General features: G+C 64.8%; 13 protein-coding genes and 1 other RNA gene. 10 read left to right on the top strand and 4 right to left on the bottom strand.

Translation table 11 applies throughout. The annotated features are described in order from the left end of the window. The first annotated feature begins 176 nt into the window (after window positions 1–176). The 8 genes from ftsE to ACFO0G_RS00995 all read left to right on the top strand — a co-directional run bounded on the left by ftsE (window position 177) and on the right by ACFO0G_RS00995 (window position 9,250). Window positions 177–965, top strand: coding sequence for a cell division ATP-binding protein FtsE (ftsE, locus tag ACFO0G_RS01030; RefSeq protein WP_286397872.1), 789 nt, complete (start codon window positions 177–179; stop codon window positions 963–965). Beyond that, window positions 962–1,876, top strand: coding sequence for a permease-like cell division protein FtsX (gene ftsX, locus ACFO0G_RS01025; protein WP_286397870.1), 915 nt, complete (start codon window positions 962–964; stop codon window positions 1,874–1,876). The genes ftsE and ftsX overlap by 4 nt, the downstream gene beginning before the upstream one ends. A gap of 27 nt (window positions 1,877–1,903) precedes the next feature. Beyond that, a complete protein-coding gene (locus ACFO0G_RS01020) occupies window positions 1,904–3,343 on the top strand; it encodes a M23 family metallopeptidase (RefSeq protein WP_286397869.1) in 1,440 nt (479 codons plus the stop codon). Between the two features lie 82 nt (window positions 3,344–3,425). Continuing rightward, complete coding sequence (gene smpB / locus ACFO0G_RS01015; protein ID WP_043453530.1) at window positions 3,426–3,899, top strand: SsrA-binding protein SmpB; 474 nt, start codon at window positions 3,426–3,428, stop codon at window positions 3,897–3,899. Between the two features lie 73 nt (window positions 3,900–3,972). Beyond that, window positions 3,973–4,341, top strand: a transfer-messenger RNA (tmRNA) gene (ssrA, locus tag ACFO0G_RS01010). Window positions 4,342–4,523: 182 nt separating this feature from the next. Next, the gene (locus ACFO0G_RS01005; RefSeq protein WP_286397865.1) at window positions 4,524–4,988 is read left to right on the top strand and encodes a pyridoxamine 5'-phosphate oxidase family protein; all 465 of its coding nucleotides are present in this window, start codon (window positions 4,524–4,526) and stop codon (window positions 4,986–4,988) included. Between the two features lie 57 nt (window positions 4,989–5,045). After that, complete coding sequence (locus ACFO0G_RS01000; protein WP_376976093.1) at window positions 5,046–8,228, top strand: HAD-IA family hydrolase; 3,183 nt, start codon at window positions 5,046–5,048, stop codon at window positions 8,226–8,228. Continuing rightward, window positions 8,225–9,250 carry an ATP-dependent 6-phosphofructokinase gene (locus ACFO0G_RS00995; RefSeq protein WP_286397861.1) on the top strand — a complete coding sequence of 342 codons (1,026 nt, stop codon included), beginning with the start codon at window positions 8,225–8,227 and terminating at the stop codon, window positions 9,248–9,250. Before ACFO0G_RS01000 ends, ACFO0G_RS00995 begins: the two co-directional genes overlap by 4 nt. Before the next feature lie 92 nt (window positions 9,251–9,342). On the opposite strand, the gene ACFO0G_RS00990 is transcribed toward ACFO0G_RS00995, so the two are convergent. Then, entirely contained in the window at window positions 9,343–10,362 is a 1,020-nt protein-coding gene (locus ACFO0G_RS00990; protein ID WP_286397859.1) for a zinc-dependent alcohol dehydrogenase family protein, read from the bottom strand. 49 nt (window positions 10,363–10,411) lie between these two features. Further along, window positions 10,412–10,882 carry a pyridoxamine 5'-phosphate oxidase family protein gene (locus tag ACFO0G_RS00985; RefSeq protein ID WP_376976090.1) on the bottom strand — a complete coding sequence of 157 codons (471 nt, stop codon included), beginning with the start codon at window positions 10,880–10,882 and terminating at the stop codon, window positions 10,412–10,414. Window positions 10,883–11,292: 410 nt separating this feature from the next. On the opposite strand from ACFO0G_RS00985, the gene ACFO0G_RS00980 reads away from it, so the two are divergent. Then, window positions 11,293–12,348, top strand: coding sequence for a zinc-dependent alcohol dehydrogenase family protein (locus ACFO0G_RS00980; protein ID WP_286397855.1), 1,056 nt, complete (start codon window positions 11,293–11,295; stop codon window positions 12,346–12,348). A gap of 60 nt (window positions 12,349–12,408) precedes the next feature. On the opposite strand, the gene ACFO0G_RS00975 is transcribed toward ACFO0G_RS00980, so the two are convergent. Both ACFO0G_RS00975 and ACFO0G_RS00970 read right to left on the bottom strand, forming a co-directional pair. Beyond that, window positions 12,409–12,873, bottom strand: coding sequence for a pyridoxamine 5'-phosphate oxidase family protein (locus tag ACFO0G_RS00975; protein WP_286397854.1), 465 nt, complete (start codon window positions 12,871–12,873; stop codon window positions 12,409–12,411). Between the two features lie 9 nt (window positions 12,874–12,882). Next, complete coding sequence (locus ACFO0G_RS00970; protein WP_376976088.1) at window positions 12,883–13,992, bottom strand: acyltransferase family protein; 1,110 nt, start codon at window positions 13,990–13,992, stop codon at window positions 12,883–12,885. Between the two features lie 219 nt (window positions 13,993–14,211). On the opposite strand from ACFO0G_RS00970, the gene ACFO0G_RS00965 reads away from it, so the two are divergent. Further along, window positions 14,212–15,195, top strand: coding sequence for a S1C family serine protease (locus tag ACFO0G_RS00965; protein WP_286397850.1), 984 nt, complete (start codon window positions 14,212–14,214; stop codon window positions 15,193–15,195). Window positions 15,196–15,236 lie beyond the last annotated feature (41 nt).

Raw genomic sequence — 15,236 nt, 5'->3', positions numbered from 1 at the left:
GGCGGGGGGACCGCTGATCCGGCGACACGCCCCCACAAGCCCGGCCAACCACCGGACGTTTTGCGTATAGTCAAGGGGCCGGGGCCCTACTTTCCCCCAAACGAAGACCCGTGCACCGGCTGCAGAACTGGGCTGCATCAGAAGAATCAGCCATGCCCTGCAGGGTACTTAGGGCCATGATCCGATTCGAAAATGTCACCAAGGTTTACGACCAGAAAGCCCGGCCGGCGCTGGACTCCGTCACCCTTGAGATTGATCGCGGCGAATTCGCCTTCCTCGTCGGTGCGTCCGGCTCCGGAAAGTCCACGTTCCTCCGGCTCGTGCTCAAGGAAGACCGCGCCACGTCCGGCGCCGTCTACGTCGCCGGCCAGAACGTAGCCAGGATTTCCAGCTGGCGCGTTCCGCGCCTCCGCCGGGGCATCGGCGTCGTCTTCCAGGACTTCCGCCTCCTGCCCCAAAAGAATGTGTTCGCGAACGTGGCCTTCGCCATGCAGGTAATCGGCAAGAGCCGCAGCGTCATCCGCGACACCGTCCCCGAGGTCCTAAAAACGGTGGGACTTGAGGGCAAGGAACACCGCATGCCGCACGAGCTCTCCGGTGGCGAGCAGCAGCGCGTCGCCATCGCCCGCGCCGTGGTCAACCGCCCCGGGATCCTCCTCGCCGACGAACCTACCGGAAACCTGGACCCCACCACCTCCATGGGCATCATGGGTGTGCTGGACAAGATCAACCAGAACGGAACCACCGTGGTGATGGCCACGCACGACGACGACATCGTCAACGAGATGCGCAAGCGGGTGGTCGAGCTCAAGAACGGCGTGGTGATCCGCGACGAAGCCAAGGCACTGTACACCTCGATGATTCCGGTCGTCGGCCAGTCCCGGCGCCTGAAGGACGCAAGCGGCAGGGAGACGCCCGACGGCGGACTGCCGGGTAAGAGCGACGAAGGCGAGGCCCAGCGATGAGGCTCGCGTTCATTCTGTCCGAGATCGGCAGCGGCCTGCGCCGCAACCTTTCCATGGTGGTCTCGGTCATCCTGGTGACGTTCGTGTCCCTCACCTTCGTGGGCGCTGCGGGCATGCTGCAGATGCAGATCAACCAGATGAAAGGCTACTGGTACGACAAAGTCCAGGTAGCCATCTTCCTGTGCAGCGAAGGTTCGACGGCGCCCGGTTGCGCGTCCGGGCCAGTCACCCCGGAGCAGCAACAGGGCCTCAACGCACTCCTGGAGTCCCCGGCCGTGGCGCAGTACATCAACGACTTCCAGTTCGAGTCCAAGGATGAGGCCTACAAGCACTTCAAGGACCAGTTCTCCAATTCGCCCATCGTCGATTCCGTGACGCCGGACCAGCTGCCGGCATCGTTCCGGATCAACATGAAGGACCCGGAAAAATACCAGATCATCAGTGAGACGTTTTCGTCCCAGCCGGGCGTCGAAACCGTGATTGACCAGCGCCAACTGCTTGAACGCCTGTTCTCGGTGATGAACGGGGCCTCCCTGGTGGCCGTGGGCATCGCAGGCGTCATGATCGTCTGCGCCATCCTGCTCATCGCCACCACCATCAGGCTCTCAGCGTTCAGCCGGCGCCGGGAAACCGGAATCATGCGGCTCGTCGGGGCCTCCAAAACCGTGATCCAACTGCCGTTCATCCTGGAAGGCGTCATCGCAGCAGTCATCGGCGCCGCCCTGGCCTCGGGCACCCTGTGGGCGGTGGCGCGGTTCTTCCTGGGCGACTACATGTCGCGCCAGTACCCCGATACGGCCTTCATCTCCTCCGGCCAGACCCTGATCCTCGCCCCGGCGCTGCTGGTCCTTGGCGGATCCTTGGCAGGAATTTCGTCTCTCTTGACCTTACGTAGATATTTGCGCGTTTAGGCTGTGCACACCGACCAAGGAATGCCCATGAACGTAACTGATCAAACCTTGCCCCGTCCCCGCCACAGCCAGGGACGGGCCGCTGCGCGCCGCTTGGGGATCGTTAGCGGCGTGCTCACCATCATGCTTTCTGCGGGCATGGCGGTTGCCACGCCCGTCGCCTTCGCCGACGACCTCGAGGACCGCAAAGCCGCGCTCGAAGCAGAAGCCGCACGCGTGCAGGCTTCCCTCGAATTTGTCGATTCCCGGATCGCAAAGGCCGCCGGCGACCTGGTGATCTACCAGGGCCAGTTGCCGGGTGCCCAGCAGGCGCTGCTCGACGCGCAGGGCCGCGTGGCCAGCGCCGTCAAGGAATCGGAGGCACTGGCCGCGCGTGTCGACATGGCCCAGCAGAACAAGGCCAAGATCACCCAGCAGCTGGAAACGGACAAGCAGAAGATCGCCGACACCAAGAAACTGATCGGCCAAATCGCCACGCAGGCCTATAAATCCGGTGGCGTTCCCTCCAATCTGTCCCTGTTCTTCGGTTCCATCAGCGGCAGCAGCCTGACTGAAACCATGGACCTGGCGGACCAGGCCATGCGCAGCCAGAACGCAGCCATGGACAAGCTCAACCAGCAGAATGCCACCAACGTCAACTCCGAAGCCCGCCTCCAGGCCGTGGAAGCGGAGATCAAGGACCTCAAGGCCAAAGCCGACGCCGCGCTCGAACGGGAAAAGGCTGCGCGCGACGAAGCAGCAGCGAAGAAGGCCCAGGTAGACCAACTGATCGCTGATACCACCCGCCTTGACGCCGAGCTCCAGGCAGCCAAGCCGGGAATCCAGGCCCAACTGGCCGGTGTCCAGGCCAACCAGAACCAAGTGGCCAACGAGATCGCAGAACGCGACCGCAAAGCCCGCGAAGCCTGGGAAGCGGAGCAGCGCCGACAGGCAGAGGCTGCTGCTGCGGCTGCCGCCGCTGCTGCCGCTGCTGCCGCGGCAGCGAACCGACCCGCCCCGCCCGTCCAGCCGTACGTACCGCCCGCAGTGGGGTCGCCGTCGGCCTTTGGCCTTCGCCACCCCTTCGACGGCAGCATCCCCATCACCTCGGGCTTTGGCTACCGAACAACCCCGCCGGGAACGATCGACTTCTATGGCACCGGTGGCTACATGCACACCGGAATCGACTTCGGTGCGGCCTGCGGCACCCCCGTATACGCGGCGGCGGCCGGGGAGGTCTTCAGCTCCGGCTGGAACTCCGCCGACGGTGGCGGGTGGCGCGTCAAGATCGATCATGGCCTGGTGCAGGGCAACACCCTGACCACCATCTACTACCACAACTCGAGCATCGTGGTCTCGAACGGGCAACACGTTTCCCAGGGCCAGCTCATCGCCTACTCCGGCAGCACAGGCAACTCCACCGGCTGCCACGCCCACTTCGAAACCTGGCTCAACGGCAAGGCTGTAGACCCCATGGGGCTGCTGTAGGGCAGAACAGCGCTGCCGTAGACTGGGATAGCTCCGCGCCGCCAGGCGGGGAGCTGTCAACCTGAACTTGAGGAGTTTTCCCGTGCCTAAAGAAAGTGGCCGTAAGGTGGTGGCCACCAACCGCAAGGCCCGGCACGACTACCACGTGCTGGACACTTACGAGGCCGGCATCGCGCTGATGGGCACCGAAGTGAAGTCCCTGCGCGAAGGCCACGCCTCCATGGTGGACGGATTCTGCACGTTCTATAACGACGAACTGTGGATGGAAGCCATCCACATTCCCGAGTACAACCAGGGCAGCTGGACCAACCATGCTGCCCGCCGGCGCCGTAAGCTGCTGCTGCACCGCGAGGAGCTCATCAAGATCTCCCGCAAGGTTCAGGAAGCCGGCTACACCATCGTGCCACTGCAGCTCTACTTCGTGGACGGCCGCGCCAAGGTGGAAATCGCCGTTGCCCGCGGTAAACGGGAGTACGACAAGCGGCAGACGCTGCGGGAGCAGCAGGACAACCGCGAGGCCCAGCGCGAGATGCGCGAACGCAACCGGCGCCGGTAGGAATTATTTCGCCGAGGCATACGTTAGTATGAATAGTCCGGCAGGCTTGCCAGCCGGTTTGGTAACAAAATACGGGGATGATCGGTTTCGACGGTGTTAGTCGCGACAGGTGAAGCGGGCCGAGGATGCAGAATTATCTCGTAAACGCTTTCTGCAAACCAATAAGTGCCGAATCTAAGCGCACTGACTTCGCTCTCGCTGCCTAAGCAGTAAGACAGTCCGTCAGCCCGGGGTTGCTATCGCCCCGGATCCTGGCGTCATTTAGATAGCCACTGCTGTTTGCTCCCGTCATCGGAGTAAACGGGACTTTTAGATGACTGGGCCCGGATCAGCTAGCTGTTTGCAGCATGGCTGGGGCCGAGAAAATCCGACGCAAACTGCGCCCGGAGAAGCCCTGACAACACGACATCGGACGGGGGTTCAATTCCCCCCATCTCCACCCCACGGTTCGGGCCATCCTTCACGGATGGCTCGAGTCATCGAAAACACCCCGGTCTTCGGACCGGGGTGTTTTTCTTTGCCCTGCGCCGGTGATTGCCTGCCGGGAGTCTGCACTGAAACGCGACTCCTCGGCTGGGACGAAATGCTCTAGTCCCCGGGCCGGCGCGCCGCTAAGTTCGGATCATGCACAATGACGCCCCGCAAACGCCCACCGAAGTCCTGGATGCCGGAACGTGCTGGGACCTCCTCCGGGGAGTGTCCGTCGGCCACCTGGCCGTACTGGTGGACGGGTATCCGGAAGTCTTTCCGGTCAACTTCAAGGTGGACCAACAGTCAGTTGTGTTCCGCACCGGGGAAGGAACCAAACTGCGCGCAGCCGGGGGACCACTCGCCGTCGCGCTTGAAGCCGACGGCCATGACACGTCCCAGGCGTGGAGCGTGCTGGTCAAAGGCAGGGCCGTCATCCTGGACCCTTCAGAGGAACTCTTGACCGGGGCCGGACTGACACTCTTTCCCTGGCAGGCGGGCGAAAAGGACCACTTCGTCCGCATTGTCCCCACCGCCGTCAGCGGAAGGCGTTTCACCATCACGTCGCCGCTGACCTGGTGGAACCACGTGGGACACGCCGCAGGCAGGGGCACTGCGTAGCCGGCGCCGGGCCCATCGGCCCTTTCCGGAACGTGCTCTTGCTGGTACCACTGACCTATGATCGGGTCGCCCACCGCCGCTGCCGCCAAGCCACCATTCGACGCCGTCATTTTCGACCTCGACGGGGTGGTCACCAACACGGCGCTGGTCCACCAGGCTGCATGGAAAGATGCGTTTGACCGGATCCTGCACGACCCCCGGGTTCCCGCGGGCGCCAACCGTGCCACCCTCAGCAGGGCGGACTACCTCACCTTCATTGACGGGATGCCGCGTGAGGAAGGGGTGGTGCGGTTCCTGGCCGCCCGCGGGGTGCAGATTGAAAAGGGGAAAGATACTGACGAAGCCGGAGCCTGGACGGGATTCGGCTTGGGCGCCTGGAAGAACGAATACTTCCTGCAACACCTCCGGGACGACGGCGTCCAGAGCTACCCCGGGACGCTCGAACTTTTGCAGCGGCTTGAGGGCGCGGCGGTTCCAACCGCCGTGGTCACGTCAAGCCGCAACGCCGCGTTGGTCCTGCAGGCGGCAGGCATCCACGATCTGTTCCACGTAGTGATGGACGGAACGACGGCGGCCGGGCTGGGTTTGCGCGGAAAGCCTGCACCGGACGTGTTTCTCGCGGCCGCGTCACGGCTCGGGGTGGCCCCGGCGCACGCCGTGGTGGTGGAGGATTCGGCGGCGGGGGTTGAAGCCGGCCGGCGGGGCGGGTTCGGCCTCGTAGTGGGAATCGACCGCACGGGTAACCGCCGCCAGCTCGAAGCGGCCGGTGCGGGAATAGTCCTCAACGACGTGGGAGAGCTGGACCTGGGACAAGTCATCGGTAACGCCTGGCACCTCGTTTACGAAGGGTTCGACGCCGCGCACGAGGGACACCGGGAAGCCCTGACTACCCTCGGTAACGGCTACATGGGCGTCCGGGGGGCGGCACCCGAGGGCGGCCCCTTCAGCTACGCAGGAATGTATCTTGCGGGCGTGTACAACCGGGTCCTGGCCACGGCAGCCGGAGAGACGCTGCTGGAAGAACACATGGTCAACGCACCGGACTGCCTGCCGCTCGATCTGCGCCTGTCCGGCCAGCCGTGGTGGTCGGAGGGCGGGATGACCGTAATCCGGGAGCGCCGTGTCCTGGACCTCAAAAAGGCGCTGCTTGAGCGCAGGCTGCTGTTGGAGGGCGCGGACCACCGGCGGCTGGAAGTGGTGCAAACCCGCTTTGCATCCATGGCCGAACCCCACCTGCTGGTCCTCGAAACGGTAATCACTGCCCTGGGCTGGAACGGTGACGTGGAAGTCCGCAGCGGAATAAATGCCGCCGTGCGTAACGCCAACCTGCCTGAACGCGCCCAGGGCTCCGACGTCCATCTCGCCGACAGGACCGCCCTGCGCGGCTCCAGCCCGGAGGTGCCACCCGACGCAACCTCCGTCGTCGAAGTCGAAACAACCCAAAGCCTGATCCGCATCGCTGCAGCCTACCGAACATTCTTTCGCCGCGAGGCGGCCGGAATCGAGGGCAGGAAAGGTGCGTACCACTTCCACACCTTCCTGCTTTCCCTTGAGGCGGGCAAGGCGGCGCGGATCACCAAGACAGTGGCAGTGGTAACCTCCCGCGACCGCGCCATCTCCTCCCCGGAGACGGGGGCCAGGGCCGTGCTGGAGCGCACGGGCGGAGACTATGATGCGCTGCTGGCGGCGCACGAGGAGGCCTGGCGGCGCGAACTCCGGCCGTTCCTGGTGGACATCGACGCCCCGGTCCAGGTGCAACTGGTCCTTAACCTGCATATCTTCCATCTGCTGCAGACCTTGACGCACCACACTGCCGAACTCGATGCCGGCGTCACCGCGCGCGGCCTGCACGGCGAAGGCTACCGTGGCCACGTCTTTTGGGATGAGCTGTTCGTCCTGCCTGTACTCACCTCGAGGACGCCCGACATTGCCCGCTCTGTGCTCGATTACCGGTGGCGGCGGCTTCCCGCTGCCCGGCATGCTGCAGCTGTGGCGGGGTTGGCGGGGGCTAAGTTTCCATGGCAGAGCGGCAGTGACGGGACCGAGGAGACACCGAAATGGTTGTACAACGAAAGATCCGGAAGGTGGGTGGAGGACCACTCGCATCTTCAGGTCCACTCGGGCCTGGCCGTTGCCTTTAACGCCTGGCAGTACTTCCAGGCCACCGGCAACAAGATTTGGCTCCTCCAAAAGGGGGCTGAGCTGGTAATTGAGGTCGCCAGGTTCTTCCGTTCCCTGGCCTGCTACGACGAGCAAGGCGGCCGGTACCACCTGCGCGACGTGGTGGGACCGGACGAATACCACACGGGGTACCTTGGCCGGGACAAACCGGGCCTGGACGATAATGCCTACACCAATGTCATGGCGGCGTGGGTCTGCTCCGAGGCGGCGGGCATCATGTCCTTCCTGCATGGCAGCGAGCGTGCCGGGCTCATGGAACGCCTCGGTGTCACCGATGAGGAAACAGCCGGGTGGTCGCACATGGCAAGCGCGATGTACGTCCCCTTTCACAGTGACGGCGTCATTAGCCAGTTCGAAGGCTACGGGGACTTGAAGGAGCTTGATTGGGAGCATTACCGGGACAAGTACGGCGACATTGAACGCCTGGACCTGATCCTGGAAGCAGAGAACGACGCGACCAACTGCTACAAGCTGGCAAAACAGGCGGATGTCCTCATGCTGCCGTACCTGCTGGGCCACGAAGGACTGGTCACCATCCTCCAGCGGCTGCACTACGGATTCACGCAGGAACAACTCAACCGGACCATCGAGTATTACCTGGCCAGGACTGCCCACGGGTCCACACTGAGCAGGGTTGCGCACGCATCCGTCCTGGCAGGCCTGGACGCGGACAGGGCCTGGGACAGCTTCCGGGAAGCGCTCGACGCCGATCTGGACGACACCCAGCACGGCACCACGCGCGCGGGGATCCATTTGGGCGCGATGGGCGGCACGATCGACGTGGTGCAGCGCAGCTTCGCGGGCCTTCGGTTCAGCGGGGAGACGATCGTATTCGCTCCCAACCTGCCCACGGGTCTTCGCGCCGTGGCCTTCGAGGTCCTGTACAGGGGGCATCGGCTTCGGGTGCACCTCAAGGACGGCCGGATGAGCATCGCCTCCGCCCCCGGCGACGCCGGCCCCATCAAGGTGCATGTGTACGGCACCGATGTTGTCCTGACTCCCGGCCGGACCCGGCACTTTCCGATACCTGCCCGGGAACCCGGACTGGTGGCGTCGTGAAGCGGCTGGGGATCCTCACCAGTGGTGGTGACTGCCCGGGGGTCAACGCCGTCATCCGGGGAGCAGTACTGGGCGGGGACGTCGCCCACGGGTACGAATTCGTCGGATTCAGGGACGGGTGGCGGGGTGTCCTGGAACAGGACGCTATTCCCTTGCCCCGGACGGGCGTCCGTGGGATCTCACGCCTGGGCGGAACCATCCTGGGCACGTCCCGGACCAACCCGCTGGTGGGCAATGGAATCGAAGGGGTACGGGCCTGTTTTCGGCGAAACGGACTGGAGGGCCTGATTGCCATCGGGGGAGAGGGGACGCTGGCGGCTGCCCGGGAACTGTGCGCGCAAGGCATCAACGTGGTGGGGGTGCCCAAGACCATCGACAACGACCTTGGCGCCACGGACTACACCTTTGGCTTTGACACCGCAGTCCAGACTGCCACGGAAGCGATAGACCGCCTGCGGACCACGGGGGAATCCCATCACCGCTGCATGGTCGCGGAAGTGATGGGCCGCAACGCCGGGTGGATAGCGCTGCATTCCGGAATGGCCTCAGGCGCGCACGCCATCCTGATACCGGAGCATCCCGTATCCCTGGACCAGGTCTGCTCGTGGGTGCTGTCCGCCCGGGACCGGGGCAGGGCGCCCCTTGTGGTGGTGGCCGAAGCCTTCGCACCCGAGGGGCACGCGGCGCCTTACGCGCCCCGCGGCCTGGATACTTTTGGCAGGCCACGCCTGGGCGGCATTGGACTGCTGCTTGAAGGGGAACTGCAGATCAGGACCGGCATCGAAACCCGGGCCACCGTCCTGGGGCATATCCAGCGCGGCGGCGAACCCACGGCCTTCGACCGTGTCCTTGCCACCCGCCTGGGCCTGGCCGCCGTCGAATCCGCAGCAGCGGGCAGATGGGGAACCATGGTGTCGCTGCGTGGCACGGACATCGTGAACGTCGGGCTGGAGGAGGCGCTGGGGGAACTGAAAGTGGTGCCGGAGGCGCGCTATCAGGAAGCTGCCGTCCTGTTCGGCTGAATTGCCCCGGTCACGGGAAGCCCGCGTGTTCCCGGGCGGGCTTCCTGGGCTTCCTGGGTGCGGGGATTTCTGAATAAAGCGCTCTGCAAAAACTATGGCGCATCATGTTCCGGTCGGACCCGCAGGACCGCCGATCCGGTAACCCTGTCCGCCGCCAGGTCTTCCAGGGCTTTGTCCGCAGCGTCAAACGGGTAGACCGTGGTGGTGAGGGCCAGGGACAGCCGGGCTGCGAGGGTGAGGAACTCGTGCCCGTCCGCCCTGGTGTTGGCGGTCACGCTCCGCACTTGCCGTTCAAAAAAGAGTTCCCTGGCGTAACCCAGGGCCGGGATGTCGGTCAGGTGGATCCCGGCAATGGCCAGCGTCCCGCCACGGTCGAGGGCACGCAGTGCGACGGGAACCAGGTTGCCTGCCGGGGCAAAGAGGATAGCGGAATCGAGCGGTACTGGCGGTTCGGCGTACGCGTCGCCTGCATACTCCGCTCCCAACTCCAGTGCCAGTGACCTCGCGCTCGCAGAACGCGTCATCACGAACACGGAGGCGCCCTGTTTGAGCGCCAACTGGGCCGTGATGTGGGCTGAACTGCCAAATCCGTAGATGCCCAGGCGCCCGCCGACCGGCAGCGCGGCGCGTTTCAGGGCGCGGTACCCAATGATCCCGGAACACAGCAACGGTGCAGCCTGTTCGTCGGTGAACGGGGCGGGCACAGGGTAGGCGAAGTCCTCCGCCACCGTCAGGTGCTCCGCGTAGCCGCCATCCCGGTCCCAACCGGTAAAGACCGGTGACGAGCAAAGGTTCTCGTCACCTCGGCGGCAGTAGGGGCATTTGCCGCAGGTCCCGCCAAGCCAGGCCACCCCAACCCTGTCTCCTGGCCTGAAACGGGAGCAGTCCGCCCCCGTTTCAATGACGACGCCGACTGCTTCGTGGCCGGGCACCACGTGCGGATGCTGCGGTGCCAGGTCTCCTTCAGCGAGATGGAGGTCTGTGCGGCAGACACCGCAGACGGTAACCTCCACCAGGAGTTCGCGGGCGGCAGGACTGGGGGTGTCCCTGTGTCCCAGCACCAGGGGACGGGTGGATATGGGTCCGGGCTCGTTCACCCACCATGCGCGCACAGCGCCTCCCGCTCCGTTGGCCTGCCGGTGCCTCCGCCCCGCCGGCTCCTTATTCGAAGCCCGCCCGGGTTGCATCATCCAGCGGGGTCTGCCACAGCAGCGGCGCGCTTACCGTAAAGCGCCTCCCCGTGATGGACTCCGGCGTGATGCGGATGAAGTGCTCCTGCCCGACGCCCTGCCACGGAAACAAGGCACGGCGGATCTCATCCAGGTCAGGGCCCGTGGGCGTCGTCTCCTGTGCCTTGCCCTTGATGACGACGCTCCAGGCAAGACCGAATTGTGAGCTGACCGCGTCCGCTTCCAGTGCAACAACGGCATCCGACTGGATTGCCTGCTGCTTGGTGCCGCTGCCCGTGCGGAAAACCAGCGATTGGCCGTCCAACTTGTAGTTGACGGGAAAGACGTCGGGATGGCCATCGGCGATGACGGCCAGCCGTCCCACCCCGGTTTGGGAGAGGAGTGCCCAGCATTCCTCCGCGTCAAGGATTTCCGGCGCCGGTACGTTCGTGTTGTCAGTCATACGCCAAAGCGTAGGCAACCCTCCTGCCTCCGAAAAGGGCACAAAGGCCCGGCCTCAAGGGAAGGACCTAAGGCCCTTGGACGCCGGGAGGGCCGATGGGACGCTGGGGAGACACCCGGGAAGCTGATCTTCCCTGCGAAAGGTGGCCATGCTGACGCATCTGCAGCGGGTGGGCTGGTTACGCCCCTGTTTGGGGCAGTGCCGGACGGGGCGGCACTCCTGCAGGCACTTGGTCTCTCGGCGCTGTTCCTGGTGCTTGCGACTTTGCACCTTGCAAAACTCCGGACCGAATGGCCACCAGGGGAAGGCCTTCCCGTTCTCCAGCCCGCGGAAATGCAGCCAGCCCATCGCCAGACATCAACAGCCGGCCGGCGAACCCAGCGCCGGCCCTCACCTTAAGGAAACAGCCCATGAAAGCCCTCGTTTATGGCGGACCCGGCGAAAAGTCCTGGACCGACGTCCCCGACCCCCGGATCCAGCAACCCGGCGACGCAATCGTCCAAGTCGATACCACCACCATCTGCGGTACCGACCTGCACATCCTCAAAGGTGACGTGCCCGCCGTACAGCAGGGCCGGATCCTGGGCCACGAGGGAGTGGGCACGGTGGTGGAGACCGGCCCTTCCGTGACCGGCCTCAAGGTCAACGACCGCGTCATCATCTCCTGCATCAAATCCTGCGGGCACTGTGCCAACTGCAAGTCGGGCCTGTACTCACACTGCCTTGGAGCAGAAGGCCAGCAAGGCACTGGATGGATCTTCGGCCACCTGATCGACGGCACCCAGGCCGAATACGTCCGCGTGCCCTACGCTGACAACTCTCTGCACCTGTTGCCTGCGGGCGTGAGCGATGAACAGGCTGTCATGCTCTCGGACATCCTTCCCACCGGCTTCGAAATCGGGGTCCAGTACGGCAGGGTCAAGCCCGGCGACAGCGTCGCGGTGGTGGGTGCAGGGCCGGTGGGTCTGGCGGCAATCACCACGGCAGGGCTTTATGGCGCCGCCACTGTGGTGGCCATCGACCTGGACGCCAACCGCCTCCACAAGGCGAAGGAGTTCGGGGCCACGGATACGGTCCTCTCCGGCAGCGCTGACTGGAAGGAACAGGTCCTGGCTCTCACAGGCGGACACGGCGTCGACGTGGCCATCGAAGCGGTGGGCGTGCCGGCGACGTTCGCGATGTGCACCGACATTGTCCGGCCGGGCGGTTCGGTGGCCAACGTGGGAGTGCATGGAAAACCGGTGGAACTGCACCTCGAGGATCTTTGGATCCAGAACATCAACATCAGCATGGGACTGGTGAATACCAACACCACGCCCATGCTGCTCAAGCTGGTGTCACAGGGAAAAATCCGGGCGGAAAAGTTCGCCACACACCATTTTGGCTTCGACCAGTTCCTCGACGCCTACGACACCTTCTCCCGCGCCGCCGAGACCAAAGCGCTCAAGGTGGTCCTCCAGCCCTGAAGCGTCCAGCCCAAACGGCAGCGTTCAGTTCCAAAGCAGGCCGGGGACGACAGCCAATCCCTACAGCCAGTCGGCGGAAAAATCCACCGGCGGCCACCACCGCGTCCGTGACCTGACCGCGAACCTGCGCCCGCTGAGGTCCGTAGGCGTAAGGGCCACCAGGTGGTCCTTGATACCCGGCTGCCACGGTTCCCGGTCGGCGTCCGCGTCCGGCAGGGACATCCGGGTTTCATCGAAGGGTTCGGGCCTGCCCTTCGCCACCACGCTCCAGACCTCCGTGGCATACGGATTGAGCCCGTCCACCTCGAAGGCGGCAACTGCACCGCTGAGCAGGGCGCGAAGCTTTGTGCCCGGCGCGGTGCGGAACACCAGAATTTCCCCAGCTACGGAGAAATTCACGGGAAAGATCTCCGGAACGTCACCGTTGATGACCGCCAGCCTGCCGATGTAGGAGGACCGAAGATACTTCCAGCACTCATCGGCGGCCAGGATTTCCGTTTGAGACCCTGCAGGGGAATCAGTCATGGTCCGATCCTAGAGCCTGGACAGCAGCCGCGCACCGGAGGGGACCCGGCCCGGAGCCGAGCCGGGACGCTGGAAGAGGAAAGTGAGCCCGCACTTCCTGAGGAGGTATTCGGACCCTACGCAGGCTGCGATGACCGCACAGGTCAGCACAAGGGGGTACAGCAGGGCCATGGGCACCGAGTTCGAGATGGCCGGCGCAACCGGTGACAAGGGCCCATGGAAAGCCAGGACAAGGAAGTCCACGATCGGCGTGTGCAGGAGGTAAATGCCAAGGGTGCGGCGGCCGACCCAGGACCCCACCGCGGCAATGTGCCGGTACCTGGTGATGGCACTGATGAAGGCCACAAGTGCCGCGGCCGCCGCCAGTCCCTGCAGGATGTAGACGGCCTGGTCGATGCCGGGATGTATCTCCGGCAGCGCCATCAGGGCGACGAAGACTGGGGCGGCCACAGCGAAACAGAGCACCGTGCGGGCTTCGGCGATGTGCAGGAAGAGGTTCTTTCCGTACACTCCTGCCGCGAAGAAAACGGCCAACTCCGGCACCTTGCCCCACTGCCCCGCGGTGGTGTCCAGGAACAGGGCAGTGAGGATGCTCAGGACGGCAAGCGCGGCCAGCACCACCGACGGCGGAAGCTTCCTGCAGAAGGTCAGTAGTGGTACGTAGACGGCCAGGGCAAAAATAAACCACAGGGGAGTATCCGGGGCTATCAGCTGCAGGAAGAAGTCACCGACGGACACCACCCGCTGGGGCCGCGGGGAATCAGCCAGGACAATGCTGAGGAGCGCATAGACAAGCAGCCAGACGGCATACAGGTAGTAGTTGCTCAGGCTGGAGCTCCACGCCTTTCCGTTGCCGAACCCGTTGCGGACCTTGGAAGCGGCAAGGATTCCGGAAACCGCGAGAAGGAGCGGCATCCGCACAGATCCAAGTCCTGTTGCCACGGCGTCCCAGAACGTGAAGGCCACGCTGCTGTCGTGCTCAAACCTCAGGAAATGCCACAGCCCAACGTGGAACAGGACCACCGCTGCGACGCAAAGCCCGCGTGCCGCGTCGATCCACTCGATGCGCGCTTTTGCTTCCGGCTGAACTGGCGCTGAACCGTGACTTCCCCGTGACATTGCATCAAGCTAGCAGCGCCCGAATAGCGAATTCCTCGACTTGATGGAATTTTGAGGCTGGAAAACAACCCGCCCTCGACGTCCCGTTCACCCAAGGCGTAGCGAAGCCGGGACTGGACCCGTCCCGGCCGTCGTTGTTTTCATAAGGCCCCTGTAGGGCAAGCCACCGCCCCGGTTGATCGAAGCGGAACAGGGCAGAACGAAGGCAGGAGGTGCGCCATGGAACAGGCGCCGGAATCCCAACAACCGGAGGACGACGACGTCCTCGACGCCTACTCCCGGACTGTCATGCGGGTAGCGGCAGCGGTGACCCCGCATGTGGCGGCCATCGAGATGACTGCCCAGCGCCACAATGGCCGGGTCAGGGTGGGAGCGGGTTCGGCGGTGCTCTTCACGGAGGACGGCTACCTGCTCACGAATTCGCACGTCGTGGCCGGAACCAGGCAGGGCTATGCGGTCTTTGGCGACGGCAGCAGGATGGAACTCGAGCTGGTGGGTGCAGATCCACTGTCCGACCTCGCGGTGGTCCACGGTTCCCGGCCCAAGGTCCGGCCCGCCGAGTTCGGCGCGGCCGAGTCCCTGCGTGTGGGGCAGCTTGTGGTGGCGGTGGGGAACCCGCTGGGGCTGGCGGGTTCCGTGACTGCAGGGGTCGTCAGCGGCCTGGGCCGTGCCATCCCTGTCTGGTCAGGTGGTAACAGGCGTGTGATTGAAGATGTCATCCAGACGGACGCAGCCCTGAACCCTGGAAACTCCGGCGGTGCGCTGGCAGACACCCACGCCAGGATCGTGGGCATCAACACCGCGGTGGCGGGTGCCGGCCTGGGGCTGGCCATCCCGATCAACGCCACCACCCGCAGGATCATCTCCGCGCTGCTGGCGGACGGGCGGGTGCGCCGCGCCTACCTGGGCCTGGTCAGCACTCCGATGCAGCTCACCCCCAGTGCGGTGATCCGGACGGGGCTGCGCGAAGGCCTTCGCGTCGTAGAGGTGCTGCCCGGTTCACCCGCAGATGCGGCGGGCCTGTCCGCAGGGGACATCATCGTAACGGCCGGGGGCCGCCCCGTTAACAATGCCGAGAGCCTGCAGCGGCTCTTGTTTGCAGACGCCATCGGCCAGCCGCTCGACGTGGCAGTGCTGCGCGACGGCGCCGAACTGCACCTGACCCCTGTTCCGGAGGAAATGACAGCCAAAGGAACGGCATAGGGTTCGACGGCGGTCCGGCACCTTGCGCAGGCACCCCGGTG

Source organism: Arthrobacter sedimenti, assembly GCF_042652025.1.
Classification (GTDB): Bacteria; Actinomycetota; Actinomycetes; order Actinomycetales; family Micrococcaceae; genus Arthrobacter; species Arthrobacter sedimenti.
The sequence above is the reverse complement of the archived record's forward strand: the minus strand, read 5'-3'. Positions and strand labels throughout refer to the sequence as shown.